The sequence below is a fragment of the Caulobacter sp. GW821-FHT09A05 genome (assembly GCF_059418465.1).
Genome location: NZ_JBWKPX010000013.1, coordinates 68647 through 94287, shown reverse-complemented (window position 1 = coordinate 94287; position 25641 = coordinate 68647). Strand labels below are relative to the sequence as shown.

23 protein-coding genes are annotated in these 25641 nt (G+C 69.2%); 12 read left to right on the top strand and 11 right to left on the bottom strand.

What is annotated here, in order from left to right; translation table 11 throughout:
* Positions 1-3 precede the first annotated feature (3 nt).
* From secD to AC07NX_RS14240, 5 genes are all read left to right on the top strand, one after another.
* Complete coding sequence (gene secD, locus AC07NX_RS14260; protein WP_494642622.1) at positions 4-1602, top strand: protein translocase subunit SecD; 1599 nt, start codon at positions 4-6, stop codon at positions 1600-1602.
* Positions 1603-1611: 9 nt separating this feature from the next.
* The gene (gene secF / locus AC07NX_RS14255) at positions 1612-2562 is read left to right on the top strand and encodes a protein translocase subunit SecF (RefSeq protein ID WP_494642620.1); all 951 of its coding nucleotides are present in this window, start codon (positions 1612-1614) and stop codon (positions 2560-2562) included.
* Between the two features lie 2 nt (positions 2563-2564).
* Positions 2565-2918 (top strand): Mth938-like domain-containing protein, encoded by a 354-nt coding sequence (locus AC07NX_RS14250; protein ID WP_494642727.1) that lies wholly within the window; start codon positions 2565-2567, stop codon positions 2916-2918.
* A gap of 254 nt (positions 2919-3172) precedes the next feature.
* On the top strand, positions 3173-3787 hold the full coding sequence (locus AC07NX_RS14245) for a urate hydroxylase PuuD (RefSeq protein WP_494642619.1): 615 nt from the start codon (positions 3173-3175) through the stop codon (positions 3785-3787).
* Between the two features lie 83 nt (positions 3788-3870).
* On the top strand, positions 3871-4617 hold the full coding sequence (locus AC07NX_RS14240; protein WP_494642618.1) for a squalene/phytoene synthase family protein: 747 nt from the start codon (positions 3871-3873) through the stop codon (positions 4615-4617).
* Positions 4618-4699: 82 nt separating this feature from the next.
* Here the strand turns inward: AC07NX_RS14240 and AC07NX_RS14235 are convergent, their stop codons facing one another.
* Positions 4700-5764, bottom strand: coding sequence for a hypothetical protein (locus AC07NX_RS14235; RefSeq protein ID WP_494642616.1), 1065 nt, complete (start codon positions 5762-5764; stop codon positions 4700-4702).
* Positions 5765-5824: 60 nt separating this feature from the next.
* A complete protein-coding gene (locus AC07NX_RS14230) occupies positions 5825-7930 on the bottom strand; it encodes a prolyl oligopeptidase family serine peptidase (RefSeq protein WP_494642615.1) in 2106 nt (701 codons plus the stop codon).
* Positions 7931-8218: 288 nt separating this feature from the next.
* Here AC07NX_RS14230 and lpxC point away from each other — a divergent pair, with 288 nt between their 5' ends.
* The 3 genes from lpxC to recN all read left to right on the top strand — a co-directional run bounded on the left by lpxC (position 8219) and on the right by recN (position 12116).
* Entirely contained in the window at positions 8219-9115 is an 897-nt protein-coding gene (lpxC, locus tag AC07NX_RS14225; RefSeq protein WP_494642614.1) for a UDP-3-O-acyl-N-acetylglucosamine deacetylase, read from the top strand.
* Positions 9116-9347: 232 nt separating this feature from the next.
* Positions 9348-10295 carry an outer membrane protein assembly factor BamD gene (locus tag AC07NX_RS14220; RefSeq protein WP_494642726.1) on the top strand — a complete coding sequence of 316 codons (948 nt, stop codon included), beginning with the start codon at positions 9348-9350 and terminating at the stop codon, positions 10293-10295.
* A gap of 126 nt (positions 10296-10421) precedes the next feature.
* On the top strand, positions 10422-12116 hold the full coding sequence (gene recN, locus AC07NX_RS14215; RefSeq protein ID WP_494642613.1) for a DNA repair protein RecN: 1695 nt from the start codon (positions 10422-10424) through the stop codon (positions 12114-12116).
* A 131-nt stretch (positions 12117-12247) separates the two neighbouring features.
* On the opposite strand, the gene AC07NX_RS14210 is transcribed toward recN, so the two are convergent.
* The 4 genes from AC07NX_RS14210 to ftsY form a co-directional block, all read right to left on the bottom strand.
* The gene (locus AC07NX_RS14210; RefSeq protein WP_494642611.1) at positions 12248-13363 is read right to left on the bottom strand and encodes an acyltransferase family protein; all 1116 of its coding nucleotides are present in this window, start codon (positions 13361-13363) and stop codon (positions 12248-12250) included.
* A 951-nt stretch (positions 13364-14314) separates the two neighbouring features.
* Complete coding sequence (locus AC07NX_RS14205) at positions 14315-14908, bottom strand: MarR family winged helix-turn-helix transcriptional regulator (RefSeq protein WP_494642609.1); 594 nt, start codon at positions 14906-14908, stop codon at positions 14315-14317.
* 87 nt (positions 14909-14995) lie between these two features.
* Positions 14996-15652, bottom strand: coding sequence for an inner membrane-spanning protein YciB (locus AC07NX_RS14200; RefSeq protein WP_494642607.1), 657 nt, complete (start codon positions 15650-15652; stop codon positions 14996-14998).
* 3 nt (positions 15653-15655) lie between these two features.
* The gene (gene ftsY / locus AC07NX_RS14195; protein WP_494642605.1) at positions 15656-16597 is read right to left on the bottom strand and encodes a signal recognition particle-docking protein FtsY; all 942 of its coding nucleotides are present in this window, start codon (positions 16595-16597) and stop codon (positions 15656-15658) included.
* A gap of 116 nt (positions 16598-16713) precedes the next feature.
* Here ftsY and AC07NX_RS14190 point away from each other — a divergent pair, with 116 nt between their 5' ends.
* Both AC07NX_RS14190 and AC07NX_RS14185 read left to right on the top strand, forming a co-directional pair.
* Complete coding sequence (locus AC07NX_RS14190; RefSeq protein ID WP_494642603.1) at positions 16714-17343, top strand: trimeric intracellular cation channel family protein; 630 nt, start codon at positions 16714-16716, stop codon at positions 17341-17343.
* A gap of 114 nt (positions 17344-17457) precedes the next feature.
* On the top strand, positions 17458-17847 hold the full coding sequence (locus AC07NX_RS14185) for a thermonuclease family protein (RefSeq protein WP_494642601.1): 390 nt from the start codon (positions 17458-17460) through the stop codon (positions 17845-17847).
* Positions 17848-17853: 6 nt separating this feature from the next.
* Here the strand turns inward: AC07NX_RS14185 and AC07NX_RS14180 are convergent, their stop codons facing one another.
* The 5 genes from AC07NX_RS14180 to dapF are packed head-to-tail and all read right to left on the bottom strand — an operon-like array spanning position 17854 to position 22407.
* Positions 17854-18297 (bottom strand): GFA family protein, encoded by a 444-nt coding sequence (locus tag AC07NX_RS14180; RefSeq protein WP_494642599.1) that lies wholly within the window; start codon positions 18295-18297, stop codon positions 17854-17856.
* A 9-nt stretch (positions 18298-18306) separates the two neighbouring features.
* Complete coding sequence (locus tag AC07NX_RS14175; protein ID WP_494642597.1) at positions 18307-19383, bottom strand: endonuclease/exonuclease/phosphatase family protein; 1077 nt, start codon at positions 19381-19383, stop codon at positions 18307-18309.
* A gap of 2 nt (positions 19384-19385) precedes the next feature.
* Positions 19386-20729, bottom strand: a complete 1344-nt coding sequence (gene mtaB / locus AC07NX_RS14170; protein WP_494642595.1) for a tRNA (N(6)-L-threonylcarbamoyladenosine(37)-C(2))-methylthiotransferase MtaB — start codon at positions 20727-20729, stop codon at positions 19386-19388.
* Complete coding sequence (locus AC07NX_RS14165) at positions 20726-21640, bottom strand: SDR family NAD(P)-dependent oxidoreductase (protein WP_494642594.1); 915 nt, start codon at positions 21638-21640, stop codon at positions 20726-20728. Before AC07NX_RS14165 ends, mtaB begins: the two co-directional genes overlap by 4 nt.
* Positions 21553-22407 carry a diaminopimelate epimerase gene (gene dapF / locus AC07NX_RS14160; RefSeq protein ID WP_494642592.1) on the bottom strand — a complete coding sequence of 285 codons (855 nt, stop codon included), beginning with the start codon at positions 22405-22407 and terminating at the stop codon, positions 21553-21555. The genes AC07NX_RS14165 and dapF overlap by 88 nt, the downstream gene beginning before the upstream one ends.
* A 119-nt stretch (positions 22408-22526) precedes the next feature.
* Between dapF and AC07NX_RS14155 the strand changes: the two genes are divergently transcribed.
* Both AC07NX_RS14155 and AC07NX_RS14150 read left to right on the top strand, forming a co-directional pair.
* A complete protein-coding gene (locus tag AC07NX_RS14155) occupies positions 22527-23297 on the top strand; it encodes a potassium channel family protein (protein WP_494642724.1) in 771 nt (256 codons plus the stop codon).
* A 101-nt stretch (positions 23298-23398) separates the two neighbouring features.
* Positions 23399-25555, top strand: a complete 2157-nt coding sequence (locus AC07NX_RS14150; protein ID WP_494642590.1) for a prolyl oligopeptidase family serine peptidase — start codon at positions 23399-23401, stop codon at positions 25553-25555.
* Positions 25556-25641: the final 86 nt, after the last annotated feature.

Below are 25641 nucleotides of genomic sequence, written 5' to 3'. Positions count from 1 at the left end.
TCCATGCTGACCCTCTCCCGATGGAAAGTCACCGCCGTCATCCTGTCGGTGATTTTCGGCATCGTCTTCTCCCTGCCCAACGTGCTGCCGCAGAAGACGCTCGATGCGCTTCCGGGCTGGGTTCCGCACCAGAAGCTGAACCTGGGCCTCGACCTGCAGGGCGGATCGTACCTGCTCTATGAGGTCGACACCGACGCGCTGCGGGCCGAACGCCTGACCAACATGGTCGAGGACGTGCGCACCACCCTGCGCAACGACCAGATCGAGTTCGGCGAGCTGGGCGAAGCGGGGGGCATCGTGCGGGTCCGCATCACCGACCCGGGCAAGGTGGACCAGGCGGTCAGCCTGCTGCGCCGCTCGATCGGCGGACCGCTGGCCGGCGCCATCGGCGGGCGGGACACCGCGGTGGCCAACAAGGGCGACGGGCGGCTGGAGCTGAGCTTCGTGCCGGAGGCCGCCAAGGCCGACGCCGTCAAGGCCGTGGACCAGTCGATCGAGACCATCCGCCGCCGGATCGACGCCCTGGGCACCAAGGAACCGACGATCACCAAGCAGGGCAGCAACCGGATCGTCATCCAGGCGGCCGGCGAGAGCGACCCGGCCCGCTTGCAGGCCGTGATCGGCCAGACCGCCAAGCTGACCTTCCAGATGGTCGACGAGACGGTCTCGCAGGAAGACATGATCGCCGGTCGCATCCCGCCCGGCGTCGTGGTCATCCCCGGCACCGAGCCCGGCGCTCCACCGCTCCCGGTCGCCAAGCGCGCCCTGGTGACCGGCGAGGACCTGGTGACCGCCAACCAGGAGTTCGACCAGAACGGCGCGCCCGCGGTCGGCTTCCGCTTCGGTGGTTCGGGGGCCCGCAAGTTCGGCGACGCCACCACCCGCAATGTCGGCAAGCGCTTCGCCATCGTGCTCGACAACAAATACATCTCGGCGCCGGTCATCAACCAGCCTCTGCCGGGTGGTTCGGGCATCATTTCCGGCAACTTCACGCCGGAAAGCGCCGCCGAGCTGGCCCTGCTGCTGCGCTCCGGCGCCCTGCCGGCCAAGCTGAACCTGGAAGAGCAGCGCACCGTCGGGGCCGAGCTCGGCGCCGACGCCGTCCGGGCCGGCGCCATCTCGCTGGCCATCGGCGCGGTGGCGATGTTCGTGTTCATCATCCTGGCCTACGGCCTGTTCGGGGTGTTTGCCGCCCTGGCCCTGGTGGTCAACGTGCTGCTGATCGTCGGCATCATGTCGATGACCCAGGCGACCCTGACCTTCCCCGGCATCGCCGGCCTGATCCTGACCCTGGCGGTCGCGGTCGACGCCAACGTGCTGATCTACGAACGGATGCGGGACGAGGCGGCGGCGGGACGATCGCCGATGTCGGCGGCCGACACCGGATTCCGCCGGGCCATGGTCTCGATCATGGACGCCAACATCACCAGCCTGATCTCCGCGGCGATCATGTTCGGGTTCGGCTCCGGCCCCATCAAGGGCTTCGCCTGGACCCTGTCGATCGGCGTGTTCACCTCGGTGTTCACCGCCATCATCATCACTCAAGTGCTCATCGGCTGGTGGTTCAAGACCGCCAAGCCGAAGAAGCTGCCGATCGCTTAGGTTCCCATCATGGCTTGGCCCCTCATCCGCCTGATCCCCCGCCAGACCCACTTCCGCTTCGTGAAGTGGGCTCCGGTCGCCGCGGCGATCTCCGCCCTGCTGATCGCCGGCTCGTGCGTGTCGTTCTTCACCCAGGGCCTGAACCTGGGCATCGACTTCAAGGGCGGCATCGCCATGGAAGCGCGCATGCCCACGCCCATCTCGGGCGACGCCCTGCGCACGGTCGCCCGGGCGACTGGCGCCCATGACGTGCAGGTCCAGGACAACTTCGGCTCGCCCAACGCGGCGATGATCCGCTTCCTGCCCACGGCCGGCGGCGACGCCATCGCCGAGGCCAACCGGGTCAAGGCCGAGATCATCTCCAAGTTCCCGGGCATGACCATGCCGGCCCCTTCGGTGATCGGAGCCAAGGTCTCGGGCGAACTGCTGGGCTCGGGCTTCAAGGCCCTGGGCATCGCCCTGCTGCTGATGCTGGGCTACATCTGGTTCCGCTTCCAGTGGCAGTTCGGCGTCGGCGCCGTGGTGGCCGTGTTCCACGACATCATCCTGACGCTCGGCCTCCTGTCAGTGCTGCAGATCGAGTTCTCGATGACCTCGATCGCCGCCCTGCTGACGGTGATCGGCTACTCCATGAACGAGAAGGTCATCACCTTCGACCGGCTCAAGGAGAACCTGCGCAAGTACAAGACCACGCCGTTGCGCGACATCATCGACCTGTCGGAGAACGAGCGTCTGTCGCGGACGATCATCACCGGCTCGACGGCCCTGCTGGCCTTGGGCGGCACGATGGTGTTCGGCGGCCCGGTGCTGTTCCCACTGGTCTTCACCATGACCTTCGGCATCCTGATCGGCACCTATTCGTCGGTCTATATCGCCCTGCCGCTGATCCTCGTCTGGGGCGTCAAGCGGGGCGACGAGGAAGCCACGCCGATCAAGCTCGGCGCCGGCACCCGGCCCTGATGCTGCGCCAGCCGCCATCGATCGACGCCTGGGGCGGCGGCGGTTTCCGCGTCTCCGGCGTCTGGCGTCCGGGCTCGCTGCTGATCCTCGACGACCAGCCGCGGGACTGGGCCGCCGCCAGCCTGGCGGCCCTGACGCCGGAAGACTTCGCCGAGGTCTTGGCGGCGGGCGGGGTGGTCGAGTTCGTGCTGCTGGGCGTGGGCCTAGTCAACGCCCTGCCGCCACGCCCGGTGCGCGACGCGCTAAAGGCGGCGGGCGTGGGGCTGGAGTTCATGAGCACCGAGGCCGCGGCCCGCACCTACAACGTCCTGGCCAGCGAAGGCCGGCGGCTGGCGGCGGCCCTGATCGCCGTCTGACGGCCGGCGCTGCACCGGGACGCTCCGCCGGTGTCATCCCGGAAAGCGCGCAGCGCTTGTCCGGGACCCAGGTGAACCGCACCGCCTTCGCCCAGTCGCCTGGGTCCCGGACAGCCCCTGCGGGGCTTCCGGGATGACAACGGATCTGGGGTGGCGTCCTGGCTGCCCGGCGTCCGCAAAAAGCGTGTCTATTTGCCGACTCTCCGGGGCGCCCTATACCTGAGCTCGCAACAGGGGCATCAGGGGGCCTGGACATGACCGGACTGCTTTCGAACTTCCGCAACACCATCATCGTCAGCGTGCTGCTGGCGCTGGTGATCGCGTTTGGCTTCGGGCATAGCCCGCACGGCTTCGACGACGCCTATTTCCAGGCGGTCTTCCGCCTGCTGCACGTGTTCTTCGGTATCCTGTGGATCGGGCTGCTGTACTATTTTAACTTCGTCCAGATCCGCGTCATGCCGCAGATCCCGGCCGAGCTGAAGCCGGCCGTGTCGAAGTACATCGCCCCCGAGGCGCTGTTCTGGTTCCGATGGGCGGCGCTGGCCACCTGGGTGATGGGCGTGGTCCTGGCCTTCGCCCGCGGCTACCTCGCCGAGGCGGCGACCTTCGGCCTGTGGGGCGGCTACGAGCGCGGCGTCGACATGGGCTTCACCTTCATCGGCCTGGGCATGTGGCTGGCGACGATCATGTTCATCAACGTGTGGGGCGTGATCTGGCCGAACCAGAAGCGGGCCCTGGGCATCGTCGAGGTGGACGCCGACGCCAAGGCCAAGGCGGCCAAGATGGCCATGCTGTTCTCGCGCATCAACACGCTGCTCAGCATCCCGATGCTGGCGACGATGACGATGTACCAGACGCTGTTCAACTGATCGCGCGATCAGTTCGATCGGAAAAGGCCCGCCGGCTTGGCGGGCCTTTTTCTTTTGGGCGATGCGGCGCATAAGCCGCGCCCATGACGACCACGCTGGACATCGCCCACCGCAACGCCGAGCCGGACACCGACCTGGACGCCCTGGTGCGCCGCGTCGATCCCGACCGCTGGCTGGCCAGCCGCTTCATCGCCGATCCCAAGGCCCGGGCCGACGTCATCGCCCTCTACGCCTTCAACTACGAGCTGGCCCGCGTGGCCGGCGGGGTCAGCAACGCCCTGATGGGCGAGATCCGCCTGACCTGGTGGCGCGAGGCCATGGAGGAGATCGCGGCCGGCCGGTCGCCGCGCCGACACCCCACGGTCGAGGCCCTGGCCGTTGCCGGCTATCCCTTCGGCGCCCTGGCCGAGATGGCGGAGGCCCGGATGGCCGACCTGGAGGCCGCGCCGTTCGCGACCGAGGGCGAGGTCCTGACCTATGTCGACGCCACGGCCGGGGCGGTGACCATGCTGGCCGCCTGGCGGCTGGACCCGAAGGCCGATCCCCACGCGGTGCAGGACGCCGCCCGCGCCTATGGCCTGGCGGGGCTGTGGCGGTTGAAACGGACGGGAATCCAGCGCCTGCCGGACGACTGGACTCAGGCCGAGGTCCGCCGCCGGGTGGGGGAGGCGCGACGCAAGGCGAACGCGGCGCTGAAGGCCCTGCCGGTGGCCGCGTTCCCCGCCGCCGCGCCGGCGGCCCTGGCGATGGCGCAGGCGGGCGCGCGCGAACTGGGCGAGGTGGAGACGCGGTGGCGCCTGACCTGGGCGGTGGCGACAGGGCGGGTTTAGGGAATCGCACCATCCGTTGTCATCCCGAACAAGCGCCGTGCGCTTTCCGGGATGACAACCCTCGGAGCGGGCCTGACGCCCGCTAAGCCGCCTCCGACGGCTTCTTCGTCTGCCGCGCCGCCTTGGTCAGACGGTCCAGAACGTCGGGCACCAGCTGTTCGGAAAAGCCGCCGATGAAGGCCCAGACCATCAGCTTGGCCGCGTCGACGGCGGCCGGGAACATCAGGCCGCGGTTGACCAGGGTGATCGGGCAGTCGTAGCGGCAGGGCACGATCTGCGGGAACAGGTTGGCCGCGGCCGGGCCGACGATCGCGCCCTCGCGCACCAGGCCGCTGGCGAAGAAGGCCACCAGCACGAACGAGACCGACATGCCCACGAAGGCGGCGATGAACACCGCCGTCAGGCCCTGGCTGAGGGCGCTGACCTGGCGTACGGGATCGATGTCGGACGAGGCCGAGGCCATGGCCGACTCGGTGCGTCGCAGCACCGAGACCATGGCGCCGGCCGCGCCGATGAAGGCGATCAGCGAGAAGTTGGCGATCACGGTCACCGACTCGCGAAGGGCGCCGGGCGGGATGATGTTGGGCAGCAGGCGGGTGACCACCAGCGCCAGGAACAGCCAGCACAGCAGGCCCAGGGCCCAGCGCCGCATCCGGCCGGTCAGCACCTCGCGCTCGCTGCTCAGGGTGTAGAGCAGCTTCAGCCGCTCCAGCAGGCTCAGGGCCTCGGCCTCCAGCTCGGCGCGGCTGGCGTCCTCGGGGGCGAAGACGATCGGTTCCATCCTGGCGGCTTTCGGCCCGATCGCGTGGATGTAGCGTTCGCGCAGCTGCGGCACGAACCATCTCAGCCGCTCCAGCCCGTAGTCGCGCACCATCCACTTGCGCAGGTCCACGGCGGCGGCGATCTGTTCGCTGGGGTAGGGGCTGTTGAAGCCCTCGGTCAGGCGTCGGAACTTCTCCTCGCGCTCGGCCTGGCTGTTCTGGTCGGCCGGGTCGCCTCCGGCATGGCCCTGGCTGCCGTGGCGCAGGGCGATCTCGGTCAGGTCCAGGTCCAGCTCGGCGGCTAGCACGCGGGCCTCGGCATAGCGTCCGCCCAGTCGAGATTGCAGCGTGATGCGGTTTGAGATCGCGCGGAACAGCTGGAACATGGGCGCCCCTTCCGTGTCCAAACTAACGGAAGGGGCGAAGAGCTGCAATTTATAAGCGCATTACTGGGCGGGCTCGCCCTTTGTCCAGCGGTCGAGCCATTTCAGCACCTCGTCATGCCACTGCACCGAGTTCTGGGCCTTGAGCACCCAGTGGTTCTCGTTGGGGAAGTACAGCAGCTTGCTGGGGACGCCCTTGCGCTGCAGGGCCGTGAACGTGCCGATGCCTTCCTCCAGCGGCACGCGGAAGTCCTGGCCGCCCTGGACCACCAGTTCGGGCACGCTCCACTGGTCCACATGGTCGGCGGGGTTGAACTTGGAATAGGTCGTGCCGGCCTGGTAGGGCGGGCCGCCATTCTCCCATTCGCTGAACCACAGCTCCTCGGTGGAATAGCCCATGAACCGGCTGTCGAAGATGCCGTCGTGGTTCACCAGGCACTTCCACGGCTCCTTCCACTGGCTGGCGATCCAGTTGATCATGAAGCCGCCGTACGAGCCGCCCAGGGCGCAGGCGCGGTCCTTGTCGAGGAAGGCGTACTTGCCGGTGGCGAAGGTCCAGCCCTTCTGCAGGTCCTCCAGCGGTCGGTCGCCCCAGTGCTGGCTGATCGCGTCGGTGAAGGCCTGGCCGTAGCCGGTCGAGCCGTGGAAATCGATCATCACCACCGCATAGCCGGCGCCCGCATAGGTCTGGGCGTTCCAGCGATAGTGGAAGAGGTTGCCGAACGAGCCCTGCGGGCCGCCGTGGATCAGGAAGGCGACCGGGTACTTCTTGGCGGGATCGAAATTGGCCGGCTTGACCAGGTAGCCGTGCACGGTCTCGCCATTCCAGCCGGGGAAGCTGAACTGCTCGGGCTCGCCCATGGCCACGCCGGCCAGGGCCTCGGCGTTGTTGTTGGTGAGCTTGATGGGCGCCTGGCCCTTCTTCGCCGTGGACAGGGCGTAGAGCTGGGCCGGGCCCTTCAGGTCGTCCTGGGCGTAGACGATCGACTGCGGGCCGACGCTGAAGCCGCTGACATGGCCTTCGCCGGTCAGGGCGGTGACCTTGCCGGTCTTGACGTCGACCGCGAACAGCCTGGTCTGGCCGACGTCCTCGGCGGTCGTGTAGATCGTCTTGCCGTCGGCGCTCCAGGCGATCGACTGGGCCGAGCGGTCCCAGGCGGGCGACAGCTCGCGGACCTTGTCGCCCTCGCGGATCATGATCGCGAAGCGGTCCGCCTCGAAGCCCGGGCGCTTCATGGCCAGATAGGCCTCGGTCTTGCCGTCGGGCGAGACGCTGGGCTGGGCGTCCCAGGCCTTGTTGGCCCCCGTGGCGTTCGCCGGCTTGGCCGAGCCGTCCAGCGGGACGCGCCACAGGTCGTAATTCGTGCTCCAGGCTTCCTCGCGGTCGGCCGGCTTGGCGGAGAACACCACCGACTTACCGTCCGGCGTGATCGTGAAGTCCTCGTCGCCGCCGAACGGCTTGGTCGGCGCGTCGCCGTTGAAGCCGTTCATCAGCGCTGTCGGCGCGCCCGTGGCCAGGCCGGCGTCGTCCAGCTTCAGGGCGTAGAGGTGGTTCTGGGTCCCGTCGTTCCAGGCGTCCCAGTGACGGATGAACAGCTTGTCGTAGACCACGCCCGTGGTCTTCTGCGCGCCCTTGGCGGCCAGCCTGTCCTTGGTGCATTCCAGCGTGTCGCAGTCGGGGAACACGGCCTGGGAAATGACGATGGTCTTGCCGTCCGGCGCGATCTTGAAGGCGCCGACATCGAACGGGGCCTTGGTCACCTGGATGGCGGTCTCACCGGCCGCGTCGGTGCGATAGACCTGGTCCAGGCCGCCGGTCCGCCCCGAGACGAAGTACAGGCCCTTGCCGTCCGGCGACCAGCGGGGGCTGCTGGCCCCGCCGTCGGAGATGGCCAGGCGGCGCGGGGCCATCCTGGCCTTCAGGTCGGCGATCCACAGCGACATGGCGGCCTTGTTCGCCGCGAAATCCATCGTCCGTACGCTGTAGACCACGAAGCGGCCGTCCGGCGAGACGCGCGGGTCGCTGATCCGCTCCAGCTGCACCATGTCCTTGGCCGTGAAGCCGCGGCCTTCCGCAAAGGCGGCGGGCGCCGTGGCGAAGGTCGCGACGGACAGGGCCCCGATGGACAGGGCGAGGACGGAGGCGGCTGTGCGCAAGGTCTTGGTCATCGAAACGGTATCCAGGAGGCGTTGGCGCCGGAAAGAGGCCGAAGCCTAGCGACGACATGCCGGCGAAGCCAGGGGAGGGGCGCATGATCGTCCTTCGCGACCACAAGCTTCGCAATGCGACAAAAATATGACCTTCAGTTGTCCGAAAAAGCCATGAAAAACAATCGGATATGGAGGTAACAATCCGAAACAGGACTTGCTTTGCCGCGACGCAGCATTTTCCCTAGATGGTAGGTGGGGCGAGAAGGCGGTCGATGAACCGCCCCGCTGGTAAGGTAAGGGTCTCAAGTGTCGGCTTCGGCATATTTTCAGCATACGGTCGCCGGACCGGTCATCTTCGCCGGGGTGGGTCTGCACACCGGCTCGCACGTGCGCGTCGCCGTGCGCCCGGCCCCGGCCGACGCCGGCGTCGTCTTCGTGCGCACCGATGTCCACGACCGCGACAACCGCGTGCCGGTGCGGCCGGACGCCGTCTGCCAGACCCAGCTGGGCACCGTGATCAACAACGCCGCCGACGTGCGCGTCTCGACCATCGAGCACCTGATGGCGGCCCTGGCGGCCCTCGCCATCGACAACTGCGTGGTCGAGCTGGACGGGCCCGAGGTTCCGATCATGGACGGCTCGTCCGAGCCCTTCGTGCAGATCCTGGACCGCGCCGGCCGTCGCAAGCAGGAAGCCGCCCGTCGCTATATCGAGATCCTGAAGACGGTGACGGTCGAGGAGGGCGAAAAGTCCGCCAGCCTGTCGCCGTGCGACCGCTTCGAGGTGGCCTTCGAGATCGCCTTCGCCAGCAAGGCCATCGGCCGCCAGCGCGTCGACCTGGCCGTCGACGAGGACTCGTTCCGCGCCGAGCTGTCCGACTGCCGCACCTTCGGCTTCCTCCGCGACGTCGAGGCCCTGCGCGCCATCGGCCTGGCCCGCGGCGGCACGATGGAGAACGCCGTGGTCATCGACGGCGACCGGGTGCTGAACCCCGAAGGCCTGCGCCGCCCCGACGAGTTCGTGCGCCACAAGGCGCTGGACGCGGTGGGCGACCTCTACGTGCTGGGCGCGCCGATCATCGGCCGCTTCGAGGGCGTCCTGGCCGGCCACGGCCTGAACAACGCCATCGTCCGGGCCCTGATGGCCAACCCGTCCGCCTGGCGGATGCGCGCCCATTCGGTGGAATTGGCGCAGGCCGTCTGACCCTCTGATACGAAGGCGTCGACCTTCGACCTGATTTGGTCAAAAAGCCGATGTCTGTAGGGTTTTGGCGGATTCCCCGGGGGATGCGTCTTGGGGCGTATCCTCGTCACGGTTCGGCTTCCATTTGCGCCCGCATCGGCGTGGTGTAGAAGCCTTGCACGGCGCAGGGGCGCACGTTTGCTTCGAGGGTGATAAGTCCGTGCTTCGTAATTTCTCGGGACGCAAGGTGGCCATGGTCGCGACCGCCGCGCTGGTCGCCCTGTCGGTCTCCGCCTGCGCCGGCAAGCGCAAGAAGCCGACCCTGGCCTATGAAGAACGCCCGGTGGAACTGCTCTATTCGACCGGCGCCAACCGCCTGGACCGCGGCAGCTGGAACGAGGCCGTCGACTATTTCCGCGAGGTCGAGCGCCAGCACCCCTATTCGGAATGGTCGCGCCGCTCGATCCTGATGACCGGCTACGCCCACTACATGGGCAACCAGTACAACGAGGCGATCTCGGACGCCGACCGCTTCATCGGCCTGTATCCGGGCAATCCGTCGGCCTCGTACGCCTACTATCTGAAGGCCGTCTGCTATTTCGAGCAGATCGTCGACGTCAACCGCGACCAGGCCGCGACCGAGCAGGCCATGGCCGCCCTGCGCGACGTGGTCCAGCGCTATCCCAACTCGGAATACGCCCAGGACGCCCGCCTGAAGATCGACATGGTCAGCGACCAATTGGCCGGCAAGGAAATGACCATCGGCCGCTACTACCTGCGCAACGGCCAGACCCTGGCCGCCATCGGCCGGTTCCGCACCGTGATCGACCGCCACCAGACCACCTCGCACACCCCCGAGGCCCTCTACCGCCTGGTCGAGAGCTACCTGACCCTGGGCCTGCTGGACGAGGCCAAGCGCAACGGCGCGGTGCTGGGCTACAACTTCCCGGGCGATCCCTGGTACGCCGAGGCCTACAAGCTGCTGACCAACAACGGCCTCAAGCCCGCGGTGGAGCCGCTGAAGGCCGGCAACAAGAAGAATTTCCTGGATCGCCTGATCCACGACAAGGACGCCACCCTGCCGCCGCCGGCCGCCACGACGCCGGCCCCGGCCGCGACCCCCGGCGCGACGCCGCCGGCCGACGCCAAGCCGCCGGCCAAGCCCAAGAGGGGCGGCATCATGGGCGTCCTGGGCATGTAGTTCAAAGCGGGCCGGTCCTTCCAGGATCGGCCCGTTTTCCGTTCAGGAGGGCCTTTCAGGCCGCCGAGAACGTCCCGGGAACAAGCCCCCTATGAAAAACCGTGATTCCCGGCGATCCTAGGGCTCATGCTGATCGGTCTCTCCATCCGCGACGTCGTGCTCATCGAGAGCCTGGACCTGGCCATCGGTCCGGGCCTGACCGCCCTGACCGGCGAGACCGGGGCCGGCAAGTCGATCATCCTGGACGCCCTGGGCCTGGCGACGGGCGCCCGGGCCGACGCCGGGCTCGTTCGTCGGGGGGCTGCAGGCCACGCCAGCGCCACCGCCATCTTCGCCCCGCCGGCCGACCACGCCGCCTTCGCCTATCTGGACGACAAGGGCCTGGACTACGCCCGCGACGAGGACCTGGTCCTGCGCCGCCAGCTGTCGCCCGACGGCCGCTCGCGCGCCTTCGTCAACGACCAGGCCACCAGCGTCGGGGTGCTCAAGGACCTGGGCGCCCTGCTGCTGGAGGTCCACGGCCAGCACGAGACGGTCGGCCTGCTGGACCTGCGCACCCACCGCACCCTGCTGGACGCCTTTGGGGCGGTCGGCGTCGGGGCCGTGGCCGGCGCCTGGAGCGCCTGGCGCGCCGCCCGCGAGAAGGCCGCGGCCCTGCGCGGCCTGGCCGACCGGGCCGCCGCCGAGACCGAGGAGCTGACCCTGCGCCTGTCCGAGCTGGACCGGCTGGATCCGCGCGAGGGCGAGGAGACGGCCCTGGCCGAGGAGCGGGCCCTGCTGGGCTCGGCCGAAAAGGCCCTGGCCGACATCGCCGCAGCCAGCGAGACCCTGGGCGGCGACGCCCTGTCGGGCAAGCTGGCCAGCGCCTTCCGGGCGCTCGAGCGGGCCCGCGACCGCGCCATCCAGGCCGGCGCCCCGGCCGACGGCCCGGCCGTCACCCGACTGGCCGCCGCCTGCGAGGCGGTGGACCGCGCCCTGGTCGAGGCCCAGGAGGCCGCCGCCGCCATCGACGCCGCCGCCGAGGGTTTCGAGTTCGAGCCCGACCGCCTGGAAAAGGCCGAGGAGCGATTGTTCGCCCTGCGGGGCATGGCCCGCAAGCTGAACATCGCCGTCGAGCTCCTGCCCGGCAAGCGCGCCGAGTTCGCGGCCCAGCTCCAGGCCATCGAGACCTCGGCCGAGGCCCTGACGGCGGCCGAGCGCGACGCCGCCGACGCCCGCGACGCCTATCTCTTCGCCGCCCAGGCCCTGTCGGCCGAGCGTCGCGCGGCCGGCGACCGCCTGGCGGCCGCCGTCGAGGCCGAGCTGACTCCGTTGAAGCTGGAAAAGGCCCGCTTCCGCGTCGCCGTCGAGCCGCTGGACGAGGACCGGGCCGGTCCGACCGGGATCGACCGCGTGGCCTTCGAGATCTCGACCAATCCCGGCGCGCCGTTCGGGCCGATGGAGGCCATCGCCTCGGGCGGCGAGCTGGCCCGCTTCGCCCTGGCCCTGAAGGCCGCCCTCGCGGGGCGCGAGGGGCCCCAGCCGCTGATGATCTTCGACGAGGTCGACCAGGGCGTCGGCGGGGCCGTGGCCGACGCGGTGGGCCTGAGGCTCAAGCGCCTGGCGGCCAACGCCCAGGTGCTGGTGGTCACCCACTCGGCCCAGGTCGCCGCCCGGGCCGACGCCCACTGGCGGATCTCAAAGTCGGGTGACGACAGGTCGACCCGCACCCGGGTGGAGCCGCTGTCGGCCGCCGAGCGGCAGGAGGAGATCGCCCGCATGCTGTCGGGGGCCGAGGTCACCGAGGCCGCGCGCGCGGCGGCCAGGGCGCTGATCGGCTAGCCTTCGCTGTCTTGACGTTGTCATCCCGGACAAGGCCCGAAGGGCCGCCGATCCGGGACCGCCGGAATCGCCGCGCTCGGCCCCGGTCCCGGATCTTCGCGCTGCGCGCTCGTCCGGGATGACAGGAGAAATTAGGCCAGCGCGGGCTCGGCCTTGGGGGCAAGGTCCTTGCGCGACCAGCCCTTGATCCACGCCTGCAGCGGGGTGTCCACGTAGCGCTCGAACAGCCAGGCGGCGACCACGCAGGCGGGCAGGGCCATGGCCCAGGCGGTCCACAGCAGCGGACCCTCCAGGCCCAGCTTGCCGGTGGCGGCGCGCAACAGGCCAAACCACGCCACGGCGACCAGCTGGTTGGTCAGGAACAGCGAGAACGACAGGCGCCCGGCCACGCCGGCCCAGCCCCAGCCCTTGGCCTCGGAGGCGCCGGCGGCGTAGATCAGCAGGCCCAGCAGGGCCAGGCTGGCATGGTCGAAGCGGCCGAGGACCTGCAGCGCCACGACGGATGCGCCGGCCGCCAGCGCCAGGCCGTCGGCCCACCGCGACGAGATCGCCGTGGGCAGGCGGGCGATCAGCATGCCGACGATGAACAGCGGGATCCCCCGCACCAGGCCGAACCGCAGCGGCAACTGGTGGGCCGGGATGCCGGTCACGGCCTTGGCGGCGTAATCAACGGCCAGGAAGATCCCCACGCCGATCAGCAGGGTGGTCCAGGGCGAGCGGATCCTGGCCGTGGCGCGCCAGGCGGCCGGGAAACCGGCATAGCAGACGATCAGGGCCGACAGGGTCCAGGTCGGCATGTTCCAGCCCGACGGGCCGGGCACGAACCAGGCCTGCGTCAGGAAGACCTGCGGCAGCAGCTGGTTCCACTGGAACCATTGCGGGTTCTGCGGGGCCAGGCCGACGGCGCCCGTGCCCAGGACGAAGGCCACGAACAGCGCCAGCATCACCAGGTGGGCGGGCCAGATGCGCAGCACGCGGCGCTTGAGGAACTCGCCGGTCGTGACGCTCTGGGAAAGCAGGCGGGGTCCATAGGTCCTGGCCAGGACATAGCCCGACAACATCAGGAAGAAGTCGGTGGCCAGGTAGCCGCGCCCGAGGGCTGGATGGATCGCGAACAGCGACACGGGGGCCCGTTCGGCCACGTGGTAGAGCACGATGAACAGCGCCGCCACGAACCGCAGCAGGTCCAGGGCGCCGCCGCGGGACAGGCCTGGACCGTTTTGGGACATCGGGACGGACTGGGACATGCGACGAGCTCCTTTCCCTTGTGTGAGCAAGGCTCGGGCCAGCGGCGTGTCCCCAGGTCTCGCGCGGGCCAGGCGGAGATCCGCGTCGTGGATCGAGCTGGCGAATTTTCATCATCGCGAGGTGGGGGGACCAGCAAAGGCGCCGTCCCTCCCCCTTGCGGGGAGGGTGGCCCGCGTAGCGGGTCGGGTGGGGGATCGGTGCAGGGCGATGGACGGGGATTATTCTGCTGACTCAGCAGCCCCCCACCCGACCCTGGCGCTGCCAGGGCCACCCTCCCCACGAGGGGGAGGGACGGGTCTATCCTTGGGCGGTCGGGGATGAACCCCAGAAAAATCAACGCCCTGAACTTTCTCGACCCATTCCTGTCCTCACCCTTTCCAACTACCCGTATCCTTGACTCACCTCGTCGCGGGAAAGGGCGCATGGCCAGCGACCGATGCGGCGGCGGGGGGCGATCGAGCGGGTAGCTCCTTCGGCCGAGGCTCGCATGTGTAGGGGTCTCGTCAAACCTTGCGTCTCTGGTGCCGGTCGGGCCTGTTATACAGATACGACGTGACGTGAGGGCCGGCCGAGCAGCAGGCGAGCTTTGACAGGCTCGCGGTCCGGGACCGGGTGTCGTTGACCTGGCCCGCCCGTCGGAGGCTTCAAGGCGGCGAGGCCCGAACAGGGCTCAGCGCCGCAGGCTTCCGGACAACGACCGCGCGGAGCGATCTGGGCTTCGTCGAAACGGTAACAACTCAAACACTCCGGACGATGTCCGGCGCTCCGCGACCCTTTCCATAACCTCAGCGGTTTCCGCGTGAGAATGAGAGATCGTGCCCGCGAAAGACCCCCTCAGTCGGCTTCGCCGACAGCTCCCCCAGAGGGGGAGCAGCTCGTACGGCGTAGCTCCTCCCCCTCTGGGGGAGGTGGCCCGAAGGGCCGGAGGGGGCCTCGCGGGCGCCCAGGACCTAAGCCGCCTTCTTGGCCGCCTTTTCCTTCTTGGGCTTCTTGTCCTTCTTGCCGTGGCCGGCCTTCTCCGCCTTGGGGGGCTTAAGCTTCTTGGCCTTGGCCTCGGGCTCGGCGTGGACGTCGGAGACGGCCATGTCGGCCAGCAGCTCCAGGAAGCCCTCGCGCTTGCTGGGCTTGAGCAGGGCCAGGATGCGGGCGTCGGCCATGGCCACCTTGGGACGGCTCTCCTCCAGCACGGCGGCGCCGGCGGGGGTCAGGCTGACGGTGTTGGCGCGGGCGTCCTGGTCCGAGCGCTGGCGCTCCAGGTGGCCCTTGGTGATCATCCGGGCGACCATGTCGGCCAGGGTGGAGCGGTCGATGCCGGTGGCGCGGACCAGGCCCGTCTGGGTGACGCCCTCGTTCTCGGCCACGGCGGCCAGGACCGCGTACTGGCGCTGGGTGATCCCGCCGGCGCCGCTCTCCTCGGCATAGATGTCGAGGGCCAGTTGCAGGACGCGGTGCAGCAGATGGCTGGGCGAGCGGGACAGGGCCCCGCCTTGATCGCCTCGATCCCCCTTGGTGTCGCCCTTCGTATCGCCCTTGGTCTTGGCCATGGTTCGCCGTCCCTCTTTTCCGCCGACGGACCTTTCAGTACCACGCTTAGACGTCGTTTTGACGACAGACGGTCCGTGGGCTGCCGATTACCCGCCCCCGGGTCCCGCGGCCGGCGGCTCGGACGGCTCCGACGGCTCCGACGGCTGGGCCGCGTCGCCGTCGTGCATGTGCTTCATCATGAAAGGCACCTGGGTCAGCGAGAAGAGGATCATCAGCACCGCCAGGCCCGGAAACTTGAACCACACCCAAACCGCGTCGGACTGCGTCCGCCAGACCGCCTCGTTGACGCCGGCCAGGATCAGGAAACAGCCGCCATAGCGGATCGTCAGCGTCCGCCAGGCGGCGTCGGACAGGTGCATCGCCTCGCCCAGCAGCACCTTCAGCGGGTTCTTGCGCAAGGCCACGCCGCCAAACAGGAAGCCGGCATAGGCGATGTTGAGCACGGTGGGCTTGATCTTCAGCAGGCGCGGGTCATGGAAGATCAGGGCCAGGCCGCCGAACACCAGGGCCCCCAGGCCGGCGATCAGCGGCATCGGCGCCAGCCGGCGCTCGACCGCGAAGCCGAACGCCAGGGCGATCGCCGAGGCGGCCACCAGCACCCAGGTCGCGGTCGTGATGCTGCGGGTGATCAGGAAGCTGACCAGGAAGGCCAGCAGCGGTCCGTAGTCGACCGCATGCCGAATCCAGGCGGACCGCTTAGCGGCGGACGAGTCCGGGGTCCGGGGCGTTTCGGGGATGCTCATCGCCTAGTCCTCCAGCCCCACCAGCGACCGGGAGAAGGCCCGCGCGTCGAACGGTTGCAGGTCGTCGACGCCCTCGCCGACGCCGATCAGCTTGATCGGGCTGTCGGAGGCGCGCGCCACCGGCACCAGCACCCCGCCGCGCGCCGTGCCGTCCAGCTTGGTCATCACGATGCCGGACACCCCGACCTGGTTGCCGAAGATCTTCTCCTGGGCCAGGGCGTTGCGGCCGACCGTGGCGTCCAGCACCAGCAGGGTCTCGTGCGGGGCGTCCGGATCGACCTTCTTGAGCACGCGGATGACTTTCAGGAGCTCGTCCATCAGGCCCTGCTTGTTCTGCAGCCGGCCGGCGGTGTCGATCAGCACCACGTCATGGCCTTCCAGCTTGGCGCGCTCGACGGCCTCGTAGGCCAGGGCGGCGGCGTCGGCGCCGGGGGGCCTGGACATGAAGTCCGCCCCGGCCCGGTCGGCCCAGACCTTCAGCTGCTCGACCGCGGCGGCGCGGAAGGTGTCGCCGGCGGCGATCAGCACCTTGGCTTTCCGGCCGGTCAGGTCCGAGGCGATCTTGCCCAGGGTCGTGGTCTTGCCCGAGCCGTTGACGCCGATGAACAGGACCACATAGGGCCGGGGTCCGGCCAACGGATCGAACACGCCCTCGCGGTCGGACAACTCGGCGGCGACCAGCTCCGCCAGGGCTTCCTTGACCTCGGTCTCGGTCGACGACTTGCCGAACCGGGCCTTGCCGAAGGCGTCGGTGATGCGGGCGGCGATCTGGGGACCCAGGTCGGCCTCGATCAGCATCTCTTCCAGCTGGTCCAGCTGCTCCTGGTCCAGGGGCTTCTTGGTGAAGGCGCCGGTGACCTGTTCGGTCATCGCCTGGGACGACCGGGCCAGGCCCGACGTCAGGCGCTGGAACCAGCCTTTTTTCTGCTCGGGCTTTTCGCTCATGGCGTTCCTTTAGAGCGTGGCAGCCGAAAGTGTGAGCGGTTTCGGCGCCCGCCTCGCTCCAATTTTATAGGGATGGAGCCTGGGACAGGCTCCGTCGGGCGTGGCATGAAACGCCCATGGACGCGCTTTCGACCACGCTCTTCTGGCTGGATTACGCCGCCGTCGCCGTGTTCGGGGCGACCGGGGCGCTGGCGGCCGCCCGTCGCAAGCACGACATCATCACCTTCGGCTTCTTCGCCGCCATCACCGGGGTGGGGGGCGGCACGTTGCGCGACCTGCTGATCGGCGCCCCGGTGTTCTGGGTCCAGAGGCCCGGCTACGTCATGGTCTGCCTGGCGGCGGCGGTCGCGGTCTGGCTGCTGGGCAAGCGCGGCTGGCGGTTCCGGGCCCTGCTGTGGCTGGACGCCCTGGGCATGGCCGCCTACGCCGTGGTCGGCACGGCCAAGGCGCTGAGCCTGGGCGTCCACCCGTTCACCGCCGTGGTCATGGGCGTGCTGACCACCGCCTTCGGCGGGGTGATCCGCGACGTGCTGGCCGAGGAGCCCAACCTCCTGCTCCGCCGCGAGATCTACATCACCGCCGCCCTGCTGGGCGCGGCGGTGTTCGCGGTGCTGCACCAGCTGCACGTCGGTTTCTGGCCGGCCGGGATCGCCGGCTTCGCGGCCGCCTTCGGCCTGCGGGCCTGCGCGCTCAAGTTCGGCTGGAGCCTGCCGGGGTTCGCGGGCGGCGAGGATGCGCGGCCTTGATGCGCGCCCCGCGTTAGCGCATCCGCATTAATCCCGATATAGTAGTAATTCTTGAGAAAATTCAACCGGTTAAGGTAATGGTACGGTTCTCCCGGCACAGCCTGGGAGATCATGATGCCGTTCCGTCTCGTCCTGGCGAGCCTCCTGCTCGTCCTGCCAGTCAGCGCCCTCGCCGATCCCTGCGTCGCGCCCCTGCCCCGTCCTTCGACCACCTTCAGCGGCATTGTCCGCTATGTCGGCGACGGCGACAGCCTGTGCGTCAGCATGACCTCCGACCCCCGGACCTGGATCGAGGTGCGCCTCGGCGATTTCTCGGCTCCGGAACTGCGCGAATCGACGGGGCCGCGGGCCAAGGCCATGCTCAAGGCCCTGACCTATGGCCAATATCTGGTCTGCCGGGCCGGCCGGCAGTCCTACGACCGGGTGGTGGCCCGGTGCCGGCTGAACGGCGCGGGCGTCGGCGACCTCCTGCGCCAGAACGGCGCGATCGAAGGCGGCAACTAGGGCGGATCAGGTCTCGTGATCCGGATGCTGCCGGCTGACCACCGGGCCGGACGGCCCCAGTGGCGGCCGCACCGGCATGTCGGCCAGGTGATCCATCCAGGCCGGACGCCCCTCGACCGCCAGCTGCACCATCGGCTCGACCCGCGACGGGTCGTCGAAGGCGAACACCGCCAGGTCGATCTGGTCGGCGCTCCATTCAAAGGTCAGGGGCGTGCCGCAGGCGGCGCAGAAGCCGCGCTTCACCGCGTCCGAGCTCTTGAAGGCCGAGCGCTCGCCGCGGGTCCAGGCCAGGTCGGCGACCTTGACGGTGACCAGCGCCCCGAACGGGCCGGCGAAGGCCTTCTGGCACATGCGGCAATGGCAGATTGAGGCCCGGCCCGGTTCGCCCTCGACCCGAAAACGCACCGCGCCGCATTGGCAACCCCCGGTCAAAACAGGCGTGTCGGACATCGCAGGACCTCAGGGCTGGTGCGGGGGGACCGGCAGGACGGGGATCGGCGTCAGGCGAAAGGTGACCTCATAGGCGTCGTGGTCGGACAGCACCGGCCCGCCGGTGGCCGAGCCGTCGAACCGGGCCTCGACCTGGATCGGCCGGATCGCCACCTTGTCGCCGGGCTTGAAGCCGATCAGGTCCTGGGTGTCGAGCCACGGGGCGTCGCCGTCGGCCGAGATCTTGGCGTCGCAGTCCTGCGGCTCCTGGAAACAGACCTGGCTGACCACCTCGAACGGATAGCGCTGCATCACATAGTCATAGCGGTCCGGCGCGTGCATGACATTGAAGTCGCCGCCGACGATCAGGGGCGCGCCCGGCGTGCGGTCGCTCTCCATGAAATGGCCCAGCTCCTCGGCCTGCAGGTGGTGGGCCATGCGGTTGCGGTTGCGCGGCACCCCCGAGGCTCCCTTGGAATTGAGGTGGGTGTCGGCGATCTCGACCGGGGTGGGCAGGCCTGGCACGTCGAGGCTGACCAGCATCACCCCCTTGTTGGCCAGGCAGTCCAGTCCCGCGCAGTAGCGATAGGCGTGCGACTTGACCCAGTTGATCGGATAGTCGCTCAGCACCCACAGGCCGCTGGAGCCCCACTTGCCCCAGCCCTCGCCCTTCCGCCGGTACTTCACGCGCTTGTAGGGCGGCCGATCGTCCTTGCTGAACGGATTGGCGTCGCGCTGCTTCTTGCGCGGCCCCCGGGCGACATGGGCGTAGCCGCTGAGCGCGATCAGGTCGCGGACCTCCTCGCGGAAGCCTTCCTGCAAGAGGACGACGTCCGGCTGCAGGCCCTTCTCGCGCAAGGCCGCCAGCTGCTGGCCGATGGCCTTCAGCTTCGAGCCCCTGCCGAACCGCACCGGCCAGGGCAGGCCCTCGACATTGTAGGTCATGACGCTGAGCTCGACTGGCTTCATCGGTCCGACCGGATGGAAGGCGGCGGGCGGCGTGTCCTCGGTCTTGGGCTCCTGAAGCGGCGCAGGCTCCTGGGCGCGGGCCGCGCCGAACGACAGGGTCGCGGCGACGACGGCGGTCAGGACGAGACGGCGGACCATGCTCAGGCGGCGAGCTCGGCGATCACCCGCGTCCCGTCGTGTCCGACCACCCGGAAGGCGGCGATCTGGCCCTGCGGCGCGGCGCCCCCCAAGGCGGGATCGAAGGCGATTTCGGTGAAGTCCTCGGCCCGGGCCACGCCGTCGCGCTCGACCAGGCCCGACAGGGTGCGGCCGACCTGGCGCTGCAGGTGGCGTTCGAGCCCCGCCTGGCCGGCCTCGCGGAGGCGACGGGCGCGGTCCTTGATCACTGGTCCCTTGACCGGTGGCATCCGCGCGGCCGGCGTGCCGGGGCGGGCGCTGTAGGGGAAGACGTGCAGGAAGGCCAGGCCCGCCTCCTCGACCAGCTTCAGGGTGTTCTCGAAGGCCTCGTCGCTCTCGGTCGGGAAGCCGGCGATCAGGTCGGCGCCGAAGGCGGTGTCGGGGCGCACGCGGCGGACTTCGGACACCAGCTTCAGCGCATCCTCGCGACTGTGGCGGCGCTTCATGCGCTTGAGCACCAGGTTGTCGCCGGCCTGCAGCGAAAGATGCAGGTAGGGCATCAGCCGCGGCTCGGTCTCCAGCAGCTTGAACAGGTCCGGATCGATCTCGGCCGCGTCGATCGACGACAGGCGCAGGCGCGGCAGGTCGGGGACCAGTTTCAGGATCCGGGCGACCAGCTGGCCCAGGGTCGGCTGGCCGGGCAGGTCGGCGCCCCAGGAGGTGACGTCGACCCCGGTCAGCACCACCTCGTTATAGCCCTCGGCCGACAGGCGGCGGACCTGTTCGACCACCTCCCCGGCCGGGGCCGAACGCGAATTGCCCCGGCCATAGGGGATGATGCAGAAGGTGCAGCGGTGGTCGCAGCCGTTCTGCACCTCGACATAGGCCCGGGCCCGGTCCTTGAGGCCGGCGATCAGGTGACCGGCGGTCTCCTTGATCGACATGATGTCGTTGACCCGCACGCGGGTGGAGGTGTCGAGCAGGGCGCCCGGCGCGGCCTTCTCGGCGTTGCCCAGCACCAGGTCGACCTCGGGCATGGCGGCGAAGGCGGCGGGGTCGATCTGGGCGGCGCAGCCGGTGACGATCAGCCGGGCGTCCGGCCGCTCGCGACGGGCCTTGCGGATCGCCTGGCGCGCTTGGCGCACCGCCTCGCTGGTCACCGCGCAGGTGTTGAACACCACCGCGTCGGCCAGGCCGTCGGCGCTGGCCCGGGCCCGGATGGCCTCGGACTCGTAGGCGTTCAGCCGGCAGCCGAAGGTGACGACGTCGACGCCGTCCGGCCCCGACATCGTCGTCGCCGGCCCGCCTTCATCACCGATGGCGGGCTTGGGCGTCGGCGGACGCGAGATGAGGGTGTAGGTCGTCACGGCCGGTCCACGAACGCCGCGAAGGCGTCCTTCCAGTCGGGGTGCCAGCGCGACAGGGCCGGGCGGTTGTCGATGACGTCGCCCATGGCCCAGACCATGCGCTTCTCGTCCAGCGCCCGCGGCACATCGTTGTCCGGGCACAGGATGTAGAAGTCGCCGCGGGCGATGCTGTCCAGCATGAACTGGACGGTCTGCTCGGGCGTCCAGGCGCCGGCCGGCTTGTCGCCGCCGCGCCGGGTCATGCCGGTGAAGACATAGCCGGGAATCAGCAGGCGGGCGTCGACCTGGCAGTCGACGATCTCGCGCAGGGTGTGGGCCAGGCCCTCGGTCAGGGCCTTCACCGCCGACTTGCTGACATTGTAGGCCGTATTGCCCGGCGGCTGGGTGATCCCCTGCTTGGAGCCGGTGTTGATGATCAGGCCGGGACGGCCGCTGGCGGCCATTTCCTCGCCGATCAGCTGGACGCCGTTGATCACGCCCCACAGGTTGACGTCCAGCACGCGCTTCCAGGGATCCTCGCCCGAGAAGGCGTCGCCCCCGCCGCCGACCCCGGCGTTGTTCATCAGCACGTCCACGGCGCCGAACCGCTCGACGGCGGCGTCGCGCAGGGCCTGGACGGCGGCGCGATCGGCGACGTCGGTCGGCACGGCCAGGGCCTTGTCGCCGATGGCGTCGGCGGCCTTCTTCAGGGCGCGGCCCATGATGTCGGCCATGACCACGTTCATGCCCAGGGCGGCGAAGGCCTGGGCGGCGGCCAGGCCGATGCCGTCGGCCGCGCCGGTGACGACCGCCGTCTTGCCCGGCCCGATGGCGGGATGGATCGTCATGCCGCGGCCTTCTCCGGCAGCTTGCCGACGAACTCCATGGTCACGGGACCGGTCATGATCACGTGGCCGTCGCTCTCGCGCCATTCGATGGTCAGGGCGCCGCTCTCGAACTCGACCTTGGCCGTCCGGTCGGTCAGGCCGCGACGCACGGCCGCCACCTGGGCCGCGCAGGCGCCGGTGCCGCAGGCGGCTGTCAGGCCCGCCCCGCGCTCCCAGACCTTCAGCTGGATATGGTCGCGGGCGGCGACGTGGGCGAAGCCGACATTGACGCCCTCGGGGAACAGCGGATGGTGCTCGACCAGGCTGCCCGTGCCGGTGGCGAACGCGTCGCTGACCGGGGCGTCGACGAAGAACACCACGTGCGGATTGCCCATCGAGACGCAGCCGGGGGTGTGGACCAGCGGCGCGTCGATCGGGCCGACCTGCAGCTCGATCCCGACCGTGTCCATCTCTTCGGCCAGGGGGATCTGGTCCCAGGCCAGGCCGGGCTGGCCCATATCGACGGTGACGAGCTTGTCGCCCGCCATCACGCCCGACAGGCGCCCGGCCACGGTGTCGAAGGCCACCGAGTCCTTTTGACCCGACTGCATCAGCAGCCAGGCCACGCAGCGGGTGCCGTTGCCGCAGGCCCCGGTTTCTTCGCCATCGGAGTTCCAGAACCGCACATAGGCGCTGGCGCCCTCGGCGCGCGGCGGGTCGATGGCGATCACCTGGTCGCAGCCGATCCCGCCCTCGCCTCGTTTGGCGATGGCACGGATGTCCTCAGCCGTCGGATGGAAAGGCTGGGTCAGGGTCTCGATCACGACGAAGTCGTTGCCGAGGCCGTTCATCTTGAGAAAGGTGCGGCTCATGGTCCGGGCTATATAGTGGAAAACCTCGGCCGAGTCAGAGGTCGAGCCCAACTGCGGCGATTTTGAGCGCGGGTTTCCCGGCGCGGAAGGGGGCTTGAGTGCGCGATCAGGACGGCGGCATGAGGGACCTGCGCCTGAGAGCCCGACTGCGGGCGCTCTATCACGGCGCCTCGCCGGCCGCGGTGCGGTTCCGCTACGGGATCATCGTCATCGATCTGGCGATCATCGCCTTCTTCATCGCCGCGCCGCTGATGCGCCGCCACGGCCTGACCTTCTATCTGATCGATTACGGCGTAGCGGCGTTCCTGGGCCTGGACCTGCTGGCCCGGGCCATCGCCTACGGCGATCCGAAGTCCTGGCTGAAGAAACCGATCGTCTGGGTCGACCTGTTCGTGCTGGCCACGCTGCTGTTCCCCGCCTGGCTGTTCAACTTCGGTTTCCTGCGGATGCTGCGGCTGTGGACCCTGATCCACAGCGAATTCTTCTGGCGCACGGTCGGCCGGCGCTATGACGACACGCGGGTGGAGCAGATCACCCGGGCGGCCTCGTCGCTGCTGACCTTCGTCTTCGTGATCACCGGCTTCGTCTATTCCAGCTTCGCCGGGCGGCACGAGGGCATCGCCGGCTATGTCGACGCCCTCTATTTCACCGTCACCAGCCTGACGACCACCGGCTATGGCGACGTCACCCTGCCCGGCGTCTGGGGCAAGCTGCTATCGATGGCGGTGATGCTGGGCGGGGTGTCGCTGTTCATCGGCCTGATCCAATCGATCCTGCGACCGCACAAGGTGACCTTCCCCTGCCCTTGCTGCGGCCTGCGCCGGCACGATCCCGACGCGGTGCACTGCAAGGCCTGCGGCCAGATGCTGAACATCCCCAACGACGATTGAGCGGACTGGCGCGGCCCGGGATTTTCGATACCGTCCCGCTCGAAGGCCCCCACTTCTCGACGAAGGCGGGCCACCTGTCACGAACGCCGCCGGATCCCTAGATGCGCAGTCTGCTTCTCGCCCTCCTCGCCACCACGAGCCTCATGACCACAGCCCAAGCCGCCGATCCCGTTCCGCCCGCTGCCCCCCCAATCACGAACGGGGAAGCCCGCACGCCGCTGGCCGACCTGGGCAAGGACGATCCCTACAAGTGGATGGAGGAGATCGAGGGCGAGCGGCCGCTGGCCTGGGCCAAGGCCGAGAACGCGCGAAGCCTGGCCGTCCTGCAGGGCGACGCGCGCTATGCGGGGCTGGAAAGCCAGGCCCTGGCCATCCTCAACGCCAAGGACCGGGTGCCCGGCGTGTCGTTCGCCGGCGACGGGTCCCTGCGCAACTTCTGGCAGGACGCCGACCACGTGCGCGGCATCTGGCGCGGGACCACGCTGGACAGCTACCGCACGACGACGCCCCAATGGGAGACGATCCTCGACATCGACGCCCTGTCCAAGGCCGAGAACGCCAACTGGGTGTTTAAGGGCGCCAGCTGCCTGCCGCCCGACGAGACCCGCTGTCTGCTGACCCTGTCGAACGGCGGCAAGGACGCGGTGACGATCCGCGAGTTCGACACGACCACCAGGACGTTCGTCGAGGGCGGGTTCGTCCTGCCCGAGGGCAAGCAGAGCGTCGGCTGGCTGGACAAGGACACCCTGCTGGTGGCCCGCGAATGGGAACCGGGCCAGGTGACCAAGTCCAGCTATCCCTACGTGGTCAAGGCGTGGAAGCGCGGCACGCCCCTGGCCTCGGCCCAGGAGGTGTTCCGGGGAACGCCCGACGACGTCTCGGCCTCGGCCTACACCCTGACCGACGCCGACGGAAAGGTCGTGGCCGTGCTGGCCAACCGCGCGGTCAGCTTCTTCGAATCCGAGAGCTACCTGCTGACCGACGCCGGCCCGGTGAAGCTGCCCCTGCCGCTGAAGCATTCGATCCAGGCCTATGTCGCCGGCCAGATGGTGATGTCGCTGGAGCAGGACTGGCCCGAGCGAGGCTTCAAGACCGGCGACCTGATCAGCTTCGATCTGGCCGCCTTCAAGGCCGACCCGGTCAAGGCCGCCGCGACCCTGGTCCTGCGTCCCACCGCCAGGCAGTCGGTCGAAGGCGTTACCACCACCCGCGACAGGCTGGTGGTCGGCCTGCTGGACAACGTCACGGGCGCGGCCCTGGTCTACGCCCACGGCCCCGAGGGCTGGACGCACCGGAAGCTGGCCCTGCCGGCCAATTCGACGATCGGCCTGGGCTCGGCCTCGCAGAAGGATGACCGCCTGTTCGTCAGCGTCACCGGCTACCTGACGCCCTCGACCTACTGGCTGGCCGACGCCGGCTCGCTGAAGCTGGAGCAGATCAAGGCCTCGCCCGCCCGGTTCGACGCCTCCACCCACGTGGTCGAGCAGTTCGAGGCTGTCAGCCGCGACGGGACCAGGATCCCCTACTTCGTCGTGCGCCCCCGGGGCGTGAAGTACGACGGCTCGGCCCCGACCCTGCTCTACGCCTATGGCGGCTTCCAGGTGTCGATGACCCCGGCCTATTCGGGAGTGATGGGCAAGCTGTGGCTGGAGCGCGGCGGCACCTATGTGGTCGCCAATATCCGTGGCGGCGGCGAGTTCGGGCCGGCCTGGCACGATGCGGCCCTGAAGGCCAACCGCCAGAAGGCCTATGACGACTTCTTCGCCGTCTCCCAGGACCTGATCGACCGCAAGATCACCTCGCCGCGCCGCCTGGGGATCATGGGCGGCAGCAACGGCGGCCTGCTGATGGGCGTGGCCTTGACCCAGCGGCCCGAGCTCTACAACGCCATCGTCGTGCAGGTGCCGCTGTTCGACATGATCCGCTACAGCCAGATCGGGGCCGGCGCCTCGTGGGTGGGCGAGTACGGCGATCCCGCCATCCCGTCCGAGCGTGCGGTGATCGCCAAGTACGATCCCTATTCCAACCTCAAGGCGGGCCGGAAGTACCCCGAGGTGTTCATCGAGACCTCGACCAAGGACGACCGCGTCCACCCCGCCCACGCCCGCAAGGCGGCCGCGCGGCTGGAGGAACTGGGCTATCCGGTGCTCTATTACGAGAACATCGACGGCGGCCACGCGGCCAGCGCCAACCTGGCCGAGACCGCCCGCCGCCAGGCGCTGGAATATGTCTATCTGTCGAGGAAGCTGATGGACTGATCCTCGCGCCTCGAAGAACGCGGGTCTTCGGGGCGTAAACCCTCGTTCAATCTATCCCCGTCATGGTGGTGCCGAATATCCGGCCG